The following is a 14,239-nucleotide window of genomic DNA, read 5'->3' on the forward strand; positions in this document are numbered from 1 at the left end:
GACAGCCAGCAAACTGAAAAATCGACGTTTTCATCCGCACGTCCGTCATGTCCACCCAACGGGCACCGGACCGATGGCTGAAGGGAGTAACGCACGACATGCTGAAACACCGCGGCATCCCATGCTGAACGATCTGCGCAGCCGGCACCTTTCAGGCCGGACCGGCGGTCAGGTGGCGGTCTGCTCGGCGCATCCACGGGTATTGGCGGCCGCCGCCGCCAGGGCAAAAGAGGGTGGAGACCTGCTGCTGGTAGAGGCCACGGCCAACCAGGTCAACCTGTCCGGCGGGTATACCGGCCTGACGCCGGCTGATTTTGCCGACCGAATGACGCGCCTGGCAGCCGAGAAGGGATTGCCAGCGGAGCAGATCCTCCTGGGAGCGGATCATCTCGGCCCCCACCTCTGGCGTCACCTGCCGGCCATGGAAGCCATGGCGCACGCCGAAGCGCTGGCGCGGGCCTATGTGGCCGCCGGTTACCAGAAGCTGCACCTGGACACCGGACGCGGGTGTGCCGACGATCCCCGGGACCACCTGCCGCTGGAAAGCGCCGCGCAGCGCGCCGCCTGCCTGTGCCGGGCCGCCGAATCTGCCGCCCGGGACGTCTGCAGGCAACCGCCGCTGTATGTAATCGGGACCGAGGTGCCGGCGCCGGGCGGGGCACTGGGTCGGCAAGGGGTGGTGACCGTCACCGACCCGCAGGACCTGAGCGATGAACTGACGGCCTATGAGGAAGCCTTCAACCGGGCCGGGGTCAATCAGGCCTGGGAGCGGATCATCGCCGTGGTGGTTCAGCCCGGTGTGGATTTCGACAACCATCGGGCGGCCGCCTATGATCCGCAGGCGGCCGCCGCACTCTCGGCATTCCACACCCAGTTGCCCACCGCCATGACGTTTGAAATTCACGCCACCGATTACCAGGTCCCGTCGGCGCTGAAAGAGATGGTAAGGGATCACTTTATACTGCTCAAGATCGGCCCCTGTCTGACCTTCGCCCTGCGCGAGGCGTTCTTTGCCCTGGCCCACATCGAAAATGAACTCCCCGGCCTGGCCCATCCATCCAACCTGATGGCGGTCATGGAGCGGCTGATGCAGACCCACCCCGAACACTGGAACACCCATTGTCATGGCACCGATCAGGAGCGTTACTTCCTGCGCCGGTATGGCCTGCGCGATCGCATCCGCTACTACTGGCCCCGGTCCGAAGCCCGCCGGGCCTGCGAACGATTGATGCACAACCTGCATCGGCCCATTCCGCATGCGCTGCTTAAGCAGTTCCTCCCTGACCTGGTCGGGGCCATCGCCGGCGGCGCCCTGCCCGCGACACCCGAAGCGATCCTCCAGGCGCGCGTCCGGTCCGCCCTGCAGCCCTATGCCGACGCATGCCGGGGTCACGCGCATACGGCGTGAAGATGATATCGCTGCAAAAAGGATTGGCCGACATCTGTTACCGCCGGCAGCGTCGAAAAAGCGGAGCGACCAGGCAGGTCGCAAGCATGTCGGGCCGCTTCACCACCCGGCCATGGACGCTCAGGCTGTTTTTAAGACCGGTCATAGAAGTCTCCGGTTGCCCCATGGATAACGATACGTTCCTCTATGGGCTATCCAATTCCTTTTCTATCGGCAGGCAAACATCCATAATTTTCTGGCCATGGTAGTTCTTGCCGCTCACGTAACTGTGCGCAAGGTACCCGCCGGTTTCAACCGGCTGCACCCATCCGACCCTGGCATCTCCAAAAACCAGTTCGGTGATTCCCTGCCGGTTGGTCAGCCCCGCACTCAATATCGACTTCATCTTCCGCTCGCTTTCAACATTATCCGGTGCCTTGGATTTCCAACATCGACCCACGTGACGACATCACCGGAAGGATGCACCCACCCATTTTCCAGTCGAGCGGCATCGATGTGGCGCTTGATTTCCAGTTCGCTTGCTATCGCGGTTCAACAGACTCCAGGAAGGAGCAATCGGCTTGCCAATTGCTTAACGGAACAGAATCGCGCTGCATCCGTCGGGCCGGAGTCACTTGCCATGCAGAACCTTGAGTTTGGCGTCGATCAGCTGTTTGTGGGAAAGGCCGAGAAGGTTGGAGAGCTTGTTCATCAGGTAATGCTCATATTTGTCCATTTTACCGTCGACGTAGACAATCTGCCACAACCGTTCGATCAGTTTTTCTTTTTGGGGGATGCTGTAGCGCTCATTGATCACCCGGGCGAACTGCCACAGATCGACACTGGCTTCCAGCTCACGATCCGCCTCGTCGAGCAGGGCGGCGGCATCCTCACCGGAAAGACCGTACTTACTGGTGAGTATGGAAATCACCTTGGCCATTTCCGGCTCGGTGAATGTTTCATCGATGCGCCCCATTTCCAGGAACAGGGCGCCAATGGCCACGATCAGATCCCTTTCGTCATCCTGGCCGGCGGCGTTGTCGGCAGCACTGCTGAAAAAACGGCTGAACAGGTCGATCATCGGTCGTCCTCCGGGGTTGAAGGGTATGCCATGGAATATATGGGCAAAAAAGCGACAATCAAGGCTCGGCATCCGGATCCCGGTCAGCAGACCAGGGCCCGTCCGCCGCAATAATGCTCCTCCCGCGCCTTGGCCACGGCGGGGCTCGCCAGATAGTCGTCGTAGTTCATGACCCGGTCAATGGCGCCCGCCGGGGTGAGTTCTACGATCCGGCTGGCCACGGTGGAGACGAACTGGTGATCGTGGGAAGCGAAGAGAACCACCTCGGGAAAGGCAACCAGTCCTTCGTTGAGAGAGGTGATGGCTTCCAGGTCCAGGTGGTTGGTGGGCTCGTCCAGCACGAGCACGTTGGACCCGCTGAGCATCATGCGCGCGAGCATGCAGCGCACCTTCTCCCCGCCGGAAAGCACCCCCGTGTTTTTCAGGGCTTCTTCGCCGGAAAAGAGCATGCGACCGAGGAATCCGCGGGCAAAGCTCACCCCCTCTTCCGGCGCATATTGAAGCAGCCACTGGACCAGGGACATCCCGGCCTCGAAAAACCGCCGGTTCTCCTTGGGAAAGTAGGAGGTGGTCACGGTCTGGCCCCATCGGAAGCTGCCGGCGTCCGGTGCCATCTCCCCTGCCAGGATCTGGAACAGGACGGTTTTTGCCAGGCTGTTGTCTCCGACAAAGGCGATCTTGTCCCCGCCGTTGACCACCATGGAGAAGTTGTTGAGGACCTTCTCTCCATCGATGGTTTTGCTGAGTCTGTCGATTTCCAGGATCACGCTCCCGCAGGGGCGTTCCGGCCTGAAGGCGATCCAGGGGTACTTTCGCGACGAGACCGGCACATCATCCAGGGTGAGCTTGTCCAGGAGTTTTTTGCGGGAAGTGGCCTGTTTGGCCTTGGAGGCGTTGGAGCTGAAGCGTTGGATGAATGCGGTCAGTTCCTTGGCCTTTTCGGCGGCTTTCTTGTTTTCGTTCTGTTTCTGCTTCTGGATCAGGCGGCTCGCCTGGCACCAGAAATCGTAGTTGCCCACGAAAACCCGGATCTGGTCATAGTCGATATCGGCAATGTGGGTACAGACCTGGTTGAGGAAGTGGCGGTCGTGGGATACCACGATCACGGTATTTTCGGAACGCGCCAGGAAATCTTCCAGCCAGGCGATGGACCGGTGGTCCAGGTGGTTGGTAGGCTCGTCAAGGAGCAGAACATCGGGGTTACCGAAAAGGGCCTGGGCCAGCAGCACGCGGACCTTGTCGCCTCCTTCCAGTTCTTTCATTTTCAGCTGGAGCGTCTCTTCCGCCATGCCCAGGCCCTTGAGGAGCACCGCTGCCTGGGATTCGGCCTCGTAACCGTCCATCTCGGCGAATGCCGCCTCCAGTTCACCGGACCGGATGCCGTCCGCTTCGGAGAAATCCGTCTTGGCGTAGATCGCATCGCGCTCCATCATGATGGCATGCAGCCCTTCGTGCCCCATGATCACCGTGTCGATGACGGCTTCCTCGTCGAAGGCAAAGTGGTCCTGCTTCAAAACGGCAATGCGCTCGCCGGGCCCGGTGCTCACCGTGCCTTTGTCCGGCTCTATCTCCCCGGATAGGATTTTCAGGAATGTCGATTTCCCGGTACCGTTGGCGCCGATCAGGCCGTAGCAGTTGCCGGGGGTGAACTTGATATCGACGTCTTTAAACAGAACACGCTTGCCATAGGCAAGCGCGATGTTGGATGCGCTGATCATGATGGGTTCCTCATCGGTCAAACAATAAAAAAACCACGGGCCGTTCCAACCCGTGGTTCGTGCGACGCGTGCTTATAGCCTATCACACGCCGGCTATCAACCTTTTTTTCGGTTTAAGGTTTCAGGTTTTTTGGGTCGATCACCTTTTGGGAAAACCGATGCTGATTTTTTCGCCGCCCTCTTTCTTCTTGATTTTAACGTCGAGTTCGATGCTGCTGTCGCGAATGCCCAGGGCCAGGGCCGTCTTGCCCTTATCCGCGTCGATGTGCGTCATCTCCCTGAATGTTTCGAAAATCTTGAGCCCGGCATCATGGCCCGGAGACGGCAGTTCGGTGATCCGGTATTCGGCAAGAACGGTAATCCTGCCGTCATCCCCGCGGTGAATGGATATCTCCTTCGCATTGCTGTTGACACCGTGCAAGGCCGCCAGGGCCAGCCACTTGACTGCGGCAGCCTCGGTGTCGGCATCGGTTTTAAGCCTGGACATCTCCTTGAGCGGATCATTGGTTGCATAACAATCGCACATCTCCTGCACCTTTTTGTGCATGCTGCCCGGATCTTTCATGGCCGGCCTCCTTTTGCTGGACGGTTGACGGGATGACAATGACGACGCCACCCGATGTGAGTTGGATATTTGGCAAAAAATTACCATCTACCGGCCCATCGTCAACGACAGCGGCACGAAACAAGCCGCTTCAAACCCCACTGGGAATGGTAAAGCGCGTCCCGTTAAACCCGTTATATACGAGTGCTTATATCGTCACAAATGACGATTTAAATTTATTTTAGTTTATTTTTCGTCATTTTTGACGATATATAAATAATAATTGCTATTCGTCAAGCTTGGCGATATATAGCACTATATGATTATATATCGCCAAATTTGACGACTATGGTATTTTTCAAAGACATGGGAGATGATGCGGTTCTCGAAGAGCTCGGCAGGCGCCTGGGGCAGCGGCGGATTGCGCTCGGACTGACCCAGGCGAAACTGGCCCTTGAAGCCGGCGTGTCCAAAAGAACCATAGAGCGAATAGAGGCCGGGGCGGCGACGCAAACACTCAACCTTGTCCGGATCCTGCGGGTGCTCGACCTCCTGCCGGGCCTCGGCCGCCTGGTCCCTGAAGCCGGCCCCAGCCCCATGGACCTGCTCAAGCTCAAGGGAAAGGCCCGCCAGCGGGCCGCATCGAGCCGGTCGGCCAATCCGGCAGATGACGACTGGTCCTGGGGTGATGACGCATGAGCACGGTTTCCGAGGTCCGCCTCTGGGGGCGCACGATCGGCGCGGTGGCCCTCGATGAAGGTCGGGACGTCGCCGTTTTTGAGTTCGATCCTGCCTTTGCCAGGAGCGGAATCGAGATCGCGCCGCTGACCATGCCGCTTTCCGGTCAGGTTTACACCTTCCCTGAATTATCCAGAATGACCTTTCAGGGTCTGCCGGGACTGCTGGCGGATTCACTGCCCGATCGGTTCGGCAACGCGCTCATCGATGCCTGGCTGGCCATCCGCGGACGGGTGCCTGAGTCCTTCAATGTCGTTGAAAGATTATGCTATATCGGCAAGCGGGGTATGGGCGCCCTGGAGTTCGAGCCATCTATCGGACCGAAAGCGCGCAAGGCCACCCGTATCCAGGTCGATCGACTGGTTGCGCTGGCATCGGAGATACTGGCTCAGCGCAACCATCTCAAAGTTTCGTTTGACACCAAGAGCAGGGAACGGGCCCTCAAAGACATCCTGCGGGTCGGCACGTCGGCGGGCGGCGCCAGGGCCAAGGCGGTGATTGCCTGGAACCCGTCGACCAACGAGGTACGCTCCGGTCAGATCCAGGCGGGGGAAGGATTTGAGTACTGGCTGCTCAAGTTTGACGGGGTTGCCGGCAACCGGGACAAGGAGCTGGAGGATCCCAAGGGGTACGGAACCATCGAGTATGCCTATTACCGGATGGCATCCGACGCCGGCATCACCATGAGCCCGTGCCGACTGTTCGAGGAGAACGACCGGCGGCATTTCATGACCCGGCGCTTTGACCGGCGCGACAACGGTGAAAAGATCCACCTGCAGTCGCTGTGTGCCCTGGCGCACTACGATTTCAACATGGCCGGCGCCTATTCCTACGAGCAGGCGCTGCAGGTCATCAGGCGGCTGGGCCTGCCCATGCCGGCGATCGAGCAACAGTTTCGCCGGATGGCCTTTAACGTCATTGCGCGAAACCAGGACGACCACGTGAAAAATATCGCTTTCCTGATGGACAAGACCGGCCGGTGGTCGCTTTCACCGGCCTTTGACATGACCTACAGCTTCAATGCTTCCGGCCGATGGACCGCCAGCCACCAGATGACGATGAACGGTAAGCGCGACGACTTTACCATTGAAGACTTCAATGCTTGCGCCCGAGCGGCGTCGATGAAACGGGGACGCGCCGAAACCATTGTCAACGAAGTCATGCAGACCGTATCGGGTTGGCGGGATTATGCGGATGAAGCCGGCGTCTCCCCTGCATGGCGCGATCACATCCAGGACACCCTGCGCGTGAAAGGCTTTTGAACCGGGTTTGCCCCAGGCCGGCAGGTTGGCTTGCCCGACCCTATCTCACCTGATCTCATCCAGATCCTTCGCCCCGCCTCACTTTCGGGTAAAGCTTTTGACTTGAGCCCGGCCCATTTTTTCAATCCCGGCGGCCCATCTCCGGCATCATTGATCACTTAACTTGAACAAGTAGCTGGCACCTTCAAACCGTGCCCTGCTGAACCATTTTCAATATGGCTCGGATAACCGATAGATATTGTATGGTTAAATGAGGTTTGAAAATATTTATAAAAATAACAATTAATTAGATTGCCTTCTCCTTGGATATGATTATCTTGGTTCAATCAATTAAGTTCTGTGTCTGATTTACAGGACGGTTTCTTTCTGCAGGAACAATCCATTTGGTCAAAATGGCACCCTCCAGCTAGCGACGTTGAAAATTATTTAGAAAGGAGGATGCTATCATGTCCAATGGCACGGTTAAGTGGTTTAATGACTCAAAAGGTTTTGGTTTCATTGAGCAGGAAGACGGCGCAGATGTGTTTGTTCATCATTCAGCAATCAATGCGACCGGGTTTAAATCCCTCAATGAAGGCGACCGGGTTTCCTTTGACATCGGGCAAGGGCCAAAAGGTCCTTCCGCAACCAATGTCACTGTCGTTTAGCCTTATGCGCTGAGTACAAAAAAGGCATCCCTTCTATGGTAAAAGGGATGCCTTTTTATTTGGTTTTATGTCTCTGAATGAAGGAGATGGTTCCTTCGTTTAGATATTCGGATGAAAAGGAAAAAAGATATGCGTCAAAAATATTTGATTTCTCGAGAAGGTGCCAATCATAAACTTAAAATCAGCGAATATGCAGTCATCGATAGGGATTTGAAAAATGCTTCGTCGTCGATGCTGCAGCCGGCAACTTACGCATATCTTTGCGAAGAAACCTATGATAACGAGATCATCATCAGCTCCATCTCCAAAGGAATGAACGCTCTGATTGGAATCCTTCGGACGCACAATATATTCCCCATCGAACCTTATGTCACAGAAATTGCCAAAACAGTAATGGCGTTATACCAATCACCCGAAGATAATTCGGTAGAGCTGTTTTTTGATGACAAAGATCGAGTATCTGTTTGATAAGTGATCGTTATTTTGAAATCAGGTATGCCATGCTGACGGAGCCGTGACAGCCAGCGCTGAAGTAACGGAAAAAGGCCATCCAGTGGGCACTACCTGTAGTTGACACATGCCTGCAGGCGGATGAAATTGCCGCCCAGCACCGCCGCCTCGATCGCCGGTTCCAGCTTCAGGCTGCGCACTTTCTGCAGTTCCGATGCCGGGTCGCCAAAGGGAAAATCCGATCCGAACATCAAGCGACCGTGACCGTAGGTGCGAATGTATTCGCGGATCTCAGTCCGGTCGGCCAGTGCGGTATCCGCCCACACGTTCTCCTGCGCCCACAGACCGGCCTCGGCGATGGATCGGAAACCGCCGTTGAGCATCCCCAGGTGAGGAATGATCACCGTGATCCCGTGTGCCAGTTCCCGGATGAAACGCACCGTATGGTCGAATTCCTCCTCCAGGACCACCGGCAACCTCCTGCGCCGGATCTCGTCCAGGGCCGCCCGGCATCGGGGGTCGTCGTAGTGGTACACCGGCTCATCGTCATGGCGGTGCCACTTGATGCCGCAGTGAGCCGCCGAGAGCTGCTCTACGGCAAAGTCGTTCCAGATAAAAAAATAGGGGTAAACGGTCATTTCTGCGGGTTTCAGCGAGAGCAGGTAGGCGTTGCTCTCCTTGCGGCGCAGGCGCCAGGCAGGCGTATCGGCAAAGCCGGCGTCATAGCGGTCGTATATCTCGGCAACCGGTGAGAAAAGGGCCGCCCCGCCGATATCCGTTGTGGCTGCGTGCCTCGCATACGCCGGGTACGATTGCGGCCAGCCGCGGTCGATGATTCCGCAGTGGGCATGTGCATCGATTACCGCCGGCGGCGTTTTCACCTTATCTTTCACCATAGCAGACTCCCTGTGGGTTCTTGATGCCATCCCGCCGGATGGGTCCGGCCCCGGATCCCATTGTATTGACAAAACAGCTATCCGTCCACACCCTTTGCTGTCGACGATGATCCCGTGGCGACCCGCCTGGCGGCGTCGGCATACCATTGGATCCCGGTCGTGCGGTCAGTCCTGATCCGGGATTGCCCGGCGCCGGGCGAAACGGAGGCTGCATCATGAACACACAAGACCTGATGGATCAGGCCCAACAGATAATGACGACCTATGTTTGCAGGGATACGGATGGCGAGGAGCGACTGGAAATGACGCGCATGGTACAACGGTTTTTCAACGAGCATGCCAGCCGTCTCGACACGTCCGAAATCATGGCGCGCATGGCCACCCCGATGAAGGCCCTGGATTGGTTCAACGGCTATTTTTGCCAATCATTCTGGCGTCGCTGCTGCGCCGGTCCGGTTCCAGACGGCGCCGACACCTGCCGGCTGGCCTGACGGCCGGTTGGCGGCAGGAAGGTGCCGGGCGTCCGGCCAGTGCGACCAACGTGCGGTCACGATTGTTTTGAACAGCACCGAAAGGAAGAGAATCGATTTCCACGCTGCTCGATAACTCCGCCGCAAGCGACGGGAAAAACGTCCGCCGTCGCGGCTCAAACGGGCCGATGAGCTGTCATTCTGGCGCTGTTTATCACCTTTCGACCCTGCCCGTCCCATGCCGGCATGCGGTCGGAGATCGATCACCTGCTCCTCACCATCGACACGTCCGGCTGCAGTTTCAGGCGCAACGGAGATATCCATAACGCTCAAGCGGCAGGCGAGCACATTCGAAAAAAAATACGCCCATATGAAACGGCGGATAAAATCCACCGAGGATTTCATCCGCTATGCCGCAACCCAGAGCAGCCTGAGCGGCCAGCCGTATCAGGTGTCATGCGGCGGCATTGAAATGCCCACCGCCGAGTGGCTGATGGAAGCGCTTGTCCGCTTCAGGGAGAAGAAACGGCGTGTCGCCTATCCGCAGCGGATAGCGGAAGGGCTGCCGTAAATGCTCGCCGGTAATTCTATCAGGACCGCGTTAAAAAAGTTAGGGAGGACCCCATGCCTCAACGTAAAACACACAATCGCCGTATCGTGTTGGCCAAGCGCCCGCATGGCGCACCGCTGCCCGAAAACTTCCGGATGGAGAACACGCCCGTGCCTGAACCGGCCCGGGGCCAGGTGCTGTTGCGCACCGAGTATCTTTCCCTCGACCCGTACATGCGGGGCCGAATGAGCGATGCGCCCTCCTATGCGCCGCCGGTGAAGGTGGGTGAAGTCATGGTGGGCGGAACGGTCTGCCGCGTGGAAGCATCCCGGCACCCTGACTTCCAGGAGGGAGAGTGGGTCCTGGCCTATAGCGGCTGGCAGGACTATGCGCTTTCCGACGGCACCGGACTGACCCGATTGGGGAACAACCCCCCGAACGCCTCCTATGCCTTGGGGATATTGGGCATGCCGGGGTTTACCGCCTACATGGGGCTGTTGGATATCGGCCGCCCCCAAGCGGGAGAGACCCTGGTCGTCGCTGCGGCCACCGGGCCGGTGGGGGCGACGGTCGGGCAGATCGGCAAGTTGAAAGGCTGCCGGGTGGTCGGCGTTGCCGGCGGCAGCGAAAAATGCAGCTATGCCAAAGCGGTCCTTGGTTTGGATGCGTGCCTGGATCACCGATCACCGGATTTTGCCCGACAGCTCGGCCAGGCCTGCGCCACGGGAATCGACATCTATTTCGAGAGCGTCGGGGGCAAGGTGTTCGATGCGGTCCTGCCGCTGCTCAACACCAAAGCCAGGATCCCGGTGTGCGGGCTGATCTCCCACTACAATGCGACACGGCTTCCCGATGGACCGGACCGGCTGTCTATGCTGATGCGCGCCATTTTGGTCAAACGGTTGAAAGTCCAGGGATTCATCATTTTCGATGATTACGGCCACCGCTACGAGGAGTTCTCCAGGGATATGTCCCAATGGCTGGGCACGGGGCAGATAAAATACCGCGAGCACATGGTCGACGGGCTGGAAAGCGCACCGGACGCGTTCATCGGCATGCTGGTCGGCAGGAACTTCGGGAAACTGGTCGTCCGGGTGAATGACGAAAACTGATTAGGCAATCATTGTCATCACTGAAACTTTCGGTTGTCGATTGTAAAAGCGCTGTCGATGGATACCCACGAAATTAAAACGCCTCGAGTTGACGACACGGCTGGCGACAGGGAAGATATCCATGGAATTATCGTTTAAACCTTTGGACACGGGCCAATGGGACGACTTTGTAGCTTTGTTCGGCGAGCGGGGGGCATGCGGTGGATGCTGGTGCATGCTTTGGCGTCTCACGAGAAAACAGTTCGAGTCACAAAAAGGAGACGGCAACAAACTGGCCATGAAATCGGTCGTCGACTCAGGAGAAGTTCCCGGAATCCTGGCCTACCATCACACTCAAGCAATCGGTTGGTGTGCCATTGCCCCAAGAAGCACTTATTCGTTTTTATCGAGGTCCCGTATCCTTCGGCCGATAGACGACCGGACATGCTGGTCTGTCGCCTGCCTTTTTATCGACAGGTCATATAGAAAAAAAGGTGTTTCAACCGAGCTCTTACGAGCTGCATGCGAATTTGCCCAATCGCAGGGCGCAGAATGGGTAGAAGGATATCCGGTTGAACCTAAACCGGATAAAACCATTCCGCCCGCTTTTGCCTGGACCGGCATACCCACAGCGTTCATTCGTGCGGGCTTTAAAGAGGTATTGCGACGTTCACCGACACGACCGATCATGAGGAAAGCCTTGAAATGATCGTAACCCAGGCGTGGAGCAGGAAAGCGGCACTAAAAATACTTACGGAAATAGCGGCCGATTCGGCTCAAGAGGGTAGAGGGCATCTCGAAAATCTCGACTAGGAGGTTACGATGATCTCTTTTTCCGGAATGCCCCAGCTTAAAGTCGGACCGAAACCTGTTGCCACATGAAGGACAGGCCATGAGCATCCCGCCGATGTTCGTGGGAAACCGCAGCTGCTGGCCGCATTTCGGGCACGTTTTTACCGTATGATCGGTCATGGCTGGTTTAGACCTGTCTGCATATCTTGAAAGATAATGGGCAAGGGCGACCCGCTTTCCGAGAGTCAAAAGCCGACCCGACCCCGCTGACCGTGCCCCCCGCCAAAAATAATTTTCAGGTGTCTCGGTCGAAGGCTGAAGGCGTGTATGGCGGGTTGTATACCATTCATCCTGAATTATCCACAGAAACCCAATCCCATGTCCGCTTGATTTTGCCGGGAACGGTCATACACTAATCATATTAAACCAACCCCGTTAACCCCCGGCAGGCCACAGCACAGACAGCGGTGATAAAATGGATAACCCATCACACAGCGATCAGGGGCTCAAACTGATGGTAAAAAAGTGCCGCAGTGAATTCGAACGTGAGGAAAATACGGACTATTACGAAGACTATCGGGCGGCCGAGAGGAAGTTTGTGAAATACTGCCTACTCAACAAAACCGGGTAGAGAACCTATGGCGTAGTGAAAAAATCGGTTTCCTGCCTGAATCATTGATGACCGTCAATATAGCGGTGCCCGCCCCCGTATCGCACCTTTTCCACCCGCTTCGACGCCTCCCCGTCAAGCGTCTGCTGCCGCATCAGGAAGACAATACCTTGATCATGGTCGCCGAATCGATGTTGCCGCCGCTCAAGATGATCCCGACCCTGCCCTTGGGCGCAACCGACCGGCTGAGCAGGGCCGCCAACCCGAGCGCGCCCGACGGTTCGACGACCAGCTTCATCCGGTAGAACAGAAATTTCACCGCTTCTATGATCGCCGCTTCCGGGACCGTTTTCATGTCGTCCACGTATTCGAGCACCAGCGGAAAGGTTATCCTGCCCAGCGACGGGGTGCGGGTGCCATCGGCGATCGTGGGCGGGTTGTCGATCCGTTGCAGGGTTTGGGTGTGAAAGGACCGGGTCGCATCATCGGCGAGCTCGGGTTCGATGCCGATCGTTCGGCAGTTCCCCGAGGTTCCCTTTGCCGCCACCGCACAACCGCTCAACAGCCCGCCGCCGCCGCAGGGCACCAGCAGCATGTCGAGATTGCCCACCGCGTCGAACATCTCCAGGGCGGCCGTCCCCTGGCCGGCGATGACGTCCGGGTGGTCGAACGGTGGAATCATCACATAGCCATGTTTGCTCTCAAGCTCCCTGGCGATGTCTTCACGATTGGCGCTGGCAGGATCGTAATCAAGAATGGTCGCGCCGTATGCTTCGGTGGCGGCTCGTTTGGTTGCCGGGGCATTGTTCGGCATCACGATGGTCGTTTTGGTACCCAGCATCTGCCCGACCAGAGCGACCGCCTGGGCGTGGTTGCCTGAGGAAAACGTGACAACCCCACGCGCCTTTTCCGCTTCCGAAAGCTGCGAGATGCTGTTGAACGCGCCGCGAAATTTGAATGCACCGATCTTCTGAAAGTTCTCACATTTGAAAAAGACTTCCGCACCCACCATCCGGTTCAGTGTCCGTGAACCCATGACCGGCGTAACGTGGGCATGGCCTTCCAGTCGTTTTTTTGCGGCAAGGATGTTTTCGAACATGCTTTCTCCGATTCGGTTAAGCTCAGATGGACGCCCTGAGCCTGTGGATAAACACCGGTGTCGTGCCGCAGCAGCCGCCCACGATGTCGACGCCGAGCGCCTTGATTAATTTTATGTTCTCGGCAAAAAAGATCTCATCCTCGGGATACGATGAGTTCCATTTGACCATGCCTTCTTTTTTCTTCACTTTTCGACCACGGAATACACGGATCACACGAAACAAGAAACATGAAAACATTCTGTGTGTTCTGTTTGTTCCGTGGCAGCTAATCCTTAATGAACGATGCCGGCTCCACCTCCACCCGACTGCAGTGAAACGCACAGGTGCCACCGGCGTCGGTCAGTCGCTGGCTGGTCAGTTGATTGGCCCCCCTGCCTCCCCGATGAAGGCCGGGCCAGCGAAGCCCTTCGGCAACCAGCAGCCCTGGCCGGGTATCCTCGGTCACCCTGGCCGTCAGGCAGCATTCGCCGCGACCGTTATGGACGCGAACCAGGTCGCCGCTGGCAATCCCGCGGGCGGCGGCGGTCCCGGGGTGGATCAGGACGACAGGTGGTCCGGCCTCCTCCCTGAGAGCGGCGATTTCGTTAAACGCCGAGTTGAGAAAAAGACGGTGGGGCGGCGTGATGAACTCCAGCGGGAATCGTTCACCGCCCTCCGGGTCTCGAACCGGACGGCCATCGGGAAGCGGGTCGAGTCCCTTCGCTTCCCAGGCCCGGGAGTAGAACTCCACCTTGCCCGAGGGGGTGTTGAAGGATTGGGTGTAGGGGTTGTCCGGGATATTGAGGGACACGGCGCAACCGGATCGGACCCGGTCGGCGTCGACACCGGCCATATACGGTGACGGCTCCTTCAGCAGCCGATCGACACACTGGTCTTCCGTCAGGGAAAAGACATCCTCCGCAA

General features: G+C 57.6%; 18 protein-coding genes and 1 pseudogene. 11 read left to right on the top strand and 8 right to left on the bottom strand.

Going from position 1 to position 14,239, the window contains the following annotated elements; all coding sequences use genetic code 11:
- Positions 1–121 precede the first annotated feature (121 nt).
- A complete protein-coding gene (locus ACZCED_RS07855) occupies positions 122–1,408 on the top strand; it encodes a class II D-tagatose-bisphosphate aldolase non-catalytic subunit (protein WP_464860559.1) in 1,287 nt (428 codons plus the stop codon).
- Positions 1,409–1,592: 184 nt separating this feature from the next.
- On the opposite strand, the gene ACZCED_RS07860 is transcribed toward ACZCED_RS07855, so the two are convergent.
- The 4 genes from ACZCED_RS07860 to ACZCED_RS07875 form a co-directional block, all read right to left on the bottom strand.
- A complete protein-coding gene (locus tag ACZCED_RS07860; protein ID WP_464860560.1) occupies positions 1,593–1,793 on the bottom strand; it encodes a hypothetical protein in 201 nt (66 codons plus the stop codon).
- A 225-nt stretch (positions 1,794–2,018) separates the two neighbouring features.
- Positions 2,019–2,468, bottom strand: coding sequence for a tellurite resistance TerB family protein (locus tag ACZCED_RS07865; RefSeq protein WP_464860561.1), 450 nt, complete (start codon positions 2,466–2,468; stop codon positions 2,019–2,021).
- An 83-nt stretch (positions 2,469–2,551) separates the two neighbouring features.
- Positions 2,552–4,186 (bottom strand): ABC-F family ATP-binding cassette domain-containing protein, encoded by a 1,635-nt coding sequence (locus ACZCED_RS07870; protein WP_464860562.1) that lies wholly within the window; start codon positions 4,184–4,186, stop codon positions 2,552–2,554.
- Between the two features lie 139 nt (positions 4,187–4,325).
- Positions 4,326–4,751 carry a hypothetical protein gene (locus ACZCED_RS07875; protein ID WP_464860563.1) on the bottom strand — a complete coding sequence of 142 codons (426 nt, stop codon included), beginning with the start codon at positions 4,749–4,751 and terminating at the stop codon, positions 4,326–4,328.
- Positions 4,752–5,078: 327 nt separating this feature from the next.
- Here ACZCED_RS07875 and ACZCED_RS07880 point away from each other — a divergent pair, with 327 nt between their 5' ends.
- From ACZCED_RS07880 to ACZCED_RS07895, 4 genes are all read left to right on the top strand, one after another.
- Positions 5,079–5,429 carry a helix-turn-helix transcriptional regulator gene (locus ACZCED_RS07880; RefSeq protein ID WP_464860564.1) on the top strand — a complete coding sequence of 117 codons (351 nt, stop codon included), beginning with the start codon at positions 5,079–5,081 and terminating at the stop codon, positions 5,427–5,429.
- Entirely contained in the window at positions 5,426–6,730 is a 1,305-nt protein-coding gene (locus tag ACZCED_RS07885) for a type II toxin-antitoxin system HipA family toxin (RefSeq protein WP_464860565.1), read from the top strand. Before ACZCED_RS07880 ends, ACZCED_RS07885 begins: the two co-directional genes overlap by 4 nt.
- A gap of 446 nt (positions 6,731–7,176) precedes the next feature.
- On the top strand, positions 7,177–7,377 hold the full coding sequence (locus ACZCED_RS07890) for a cold-shock protein (protein WP_462969352.1): 201 nt from the start codon (positions 7,177–7,179) through the stop codon (positions 7,375–7,377).
- Between the two features lie 111 nt (positions 7,378–7,488).
- The gene (locus ACZCED_RS07895) at positions 7,489–7,845 is read left to right on the top strand and encodes a hypothetical protein (RefSeq protein ID WP_464860566.1); all 357 of its coding nucleotides are present in this window, start codon (positions 7,489–7,491) and stop codon (positions 7,843–7,845) included.
- Positions 7,846–7,937: 92 nt separating this feature from the next.
- Here the strand turns inward: ACZCED_RS07895 and ACZCED_RS07900 are convergent, their stop codons facing one another.
- A complete protein-coding gene (locus ACZCED_RS07900; protein ID WP_462969350.1) occupies positions 7,938–8,723 on the bottom strand; it encodes an amidohydrolase family protein in 786 nt (261 codons plus the stop codon).
- Positions 8,724–8,938: 215 nt separating this feature from the next.
- Here ACZCED_RS07900 and ACZCED_RS07905 point away from each other — a divergent pair, with 215 nt between their 5' ends.
- The 6 genes and pseudogenes from ACZCED_RS07905 (at position 8,939) to ACZCED_RS07930 (ending at position 12,257) form a co-directional block, all read left to right on the top strand.
- On the top strand, positions 8,939–9,214 hold the full coding sequence (locus ACZCED_RS07905; protein ID WP_462969349.1) for a hypothetical protein: 276 nt from the start codon (positions 8,939–8,941) through the stop codon (positions 9,212–9,214).
- A gap of 225 nt (positions 9,215–9,439) precedes the next feature.
- Positions 9,440–9,523, top strand: a pseudogene (locus ACZCED_RS07910) (hypothetical protein); the annotation flags it as partial.
- Positions 9,516–9,764, top strand: coding sequence for a DUF5329 family protein (locus tag ACZCED_RS07915; protein ID WP_464860573.1), 249 nt, complete (start codon positions 9,516–9,518; stop codon positions 9,762–9,764). The pseudogene ACZCED_RS07910 and the gene ACZCED_RS07915, both read left to right, overlap by 8 nt.
- A gap of 53 nt (positions 9,765–9,817) precedes the next feature.
- Complete coding sequence (locus ACZCED_RS07920) at positions 9,818–10,855, top strand: NADP-dependent oxidoreductase (RefSeq protein WP_464860567.1); 1,038 nt, start codon at positions 9,818–9,820, stop codon at positions 10,853–10,855.
- Positions 10,856–10,976: 121 nt separating this feature from the next.
- The gene (locus tag ACZCED_RS07925) at positions 10,977–11,543 is read left to right on the top strand and encodes a GNAT family N-acetyltransferase (protein ID WP_464860568.1); all 567 of its coding nucleotides are present in this window, start codon (positions 10,977–10,979) and stop codon (positions 11,541–11,543) included.
- A gap of 558 nt (positions 11,544–12,101) precedes the next feature.
- Positions 12,102–12,257, top strand: coding sequence for a hypothetical protein (locus ACZCED_RS07930; RefSeq protein ID WP_464860569.1), 156 nt, complete (start codon positions 12,102–12,104; stop codon positions 12,255–12,257).
- Positions 12,258–12,390: 133 nt separating this feature from the next.
- Here the strand turns inward: ACZCED_RS07930 and ACZCED_RS07935 are convergent, their stop codons facing one another.
- The 3 genes from ACZCED_RS07935 to ACZCED_RS07945 form a co-directional block, all read right to left on the bottom strand.
- Positions 12,391–13,335, bottom strand: coding sequence for a threo-3-hydroxy-L-aspartate ammonia-lyase (locus ACZCED_RS07935; RefSeq protein ID WP_464860570.1), 945 nt, complete (start codon positions 13,333–13,335; stop codon positions 12,391–12,393).
- Between the two features lie 22 nt (positions 13,336–13,357).
- Positions 13,358–13,522, bottom strand: coding sequence for a homocysteine S-methyltransferase family protein (locus ACZCED_RS07940; RefSeq protein ID WP_464860571.1), 165 nt, complete (start codon positions 13,520–13,522; stop codon positions 13,358–13,360).
- A gap of 79 nt (positions 13,523–13,601) precedes the next feature.
- A partial coding sequence (locus ACZCED_RS07945; protein ID WP_464860572.1) for a molybdopterin dinucleotide binding domain-containing protein occupies positions 13,602–14,239 on the bottom strand: 638 nt, incomplete at its 5' end.

This window comes from Desulfosarcina sp. (assembly GCF_055467485.1).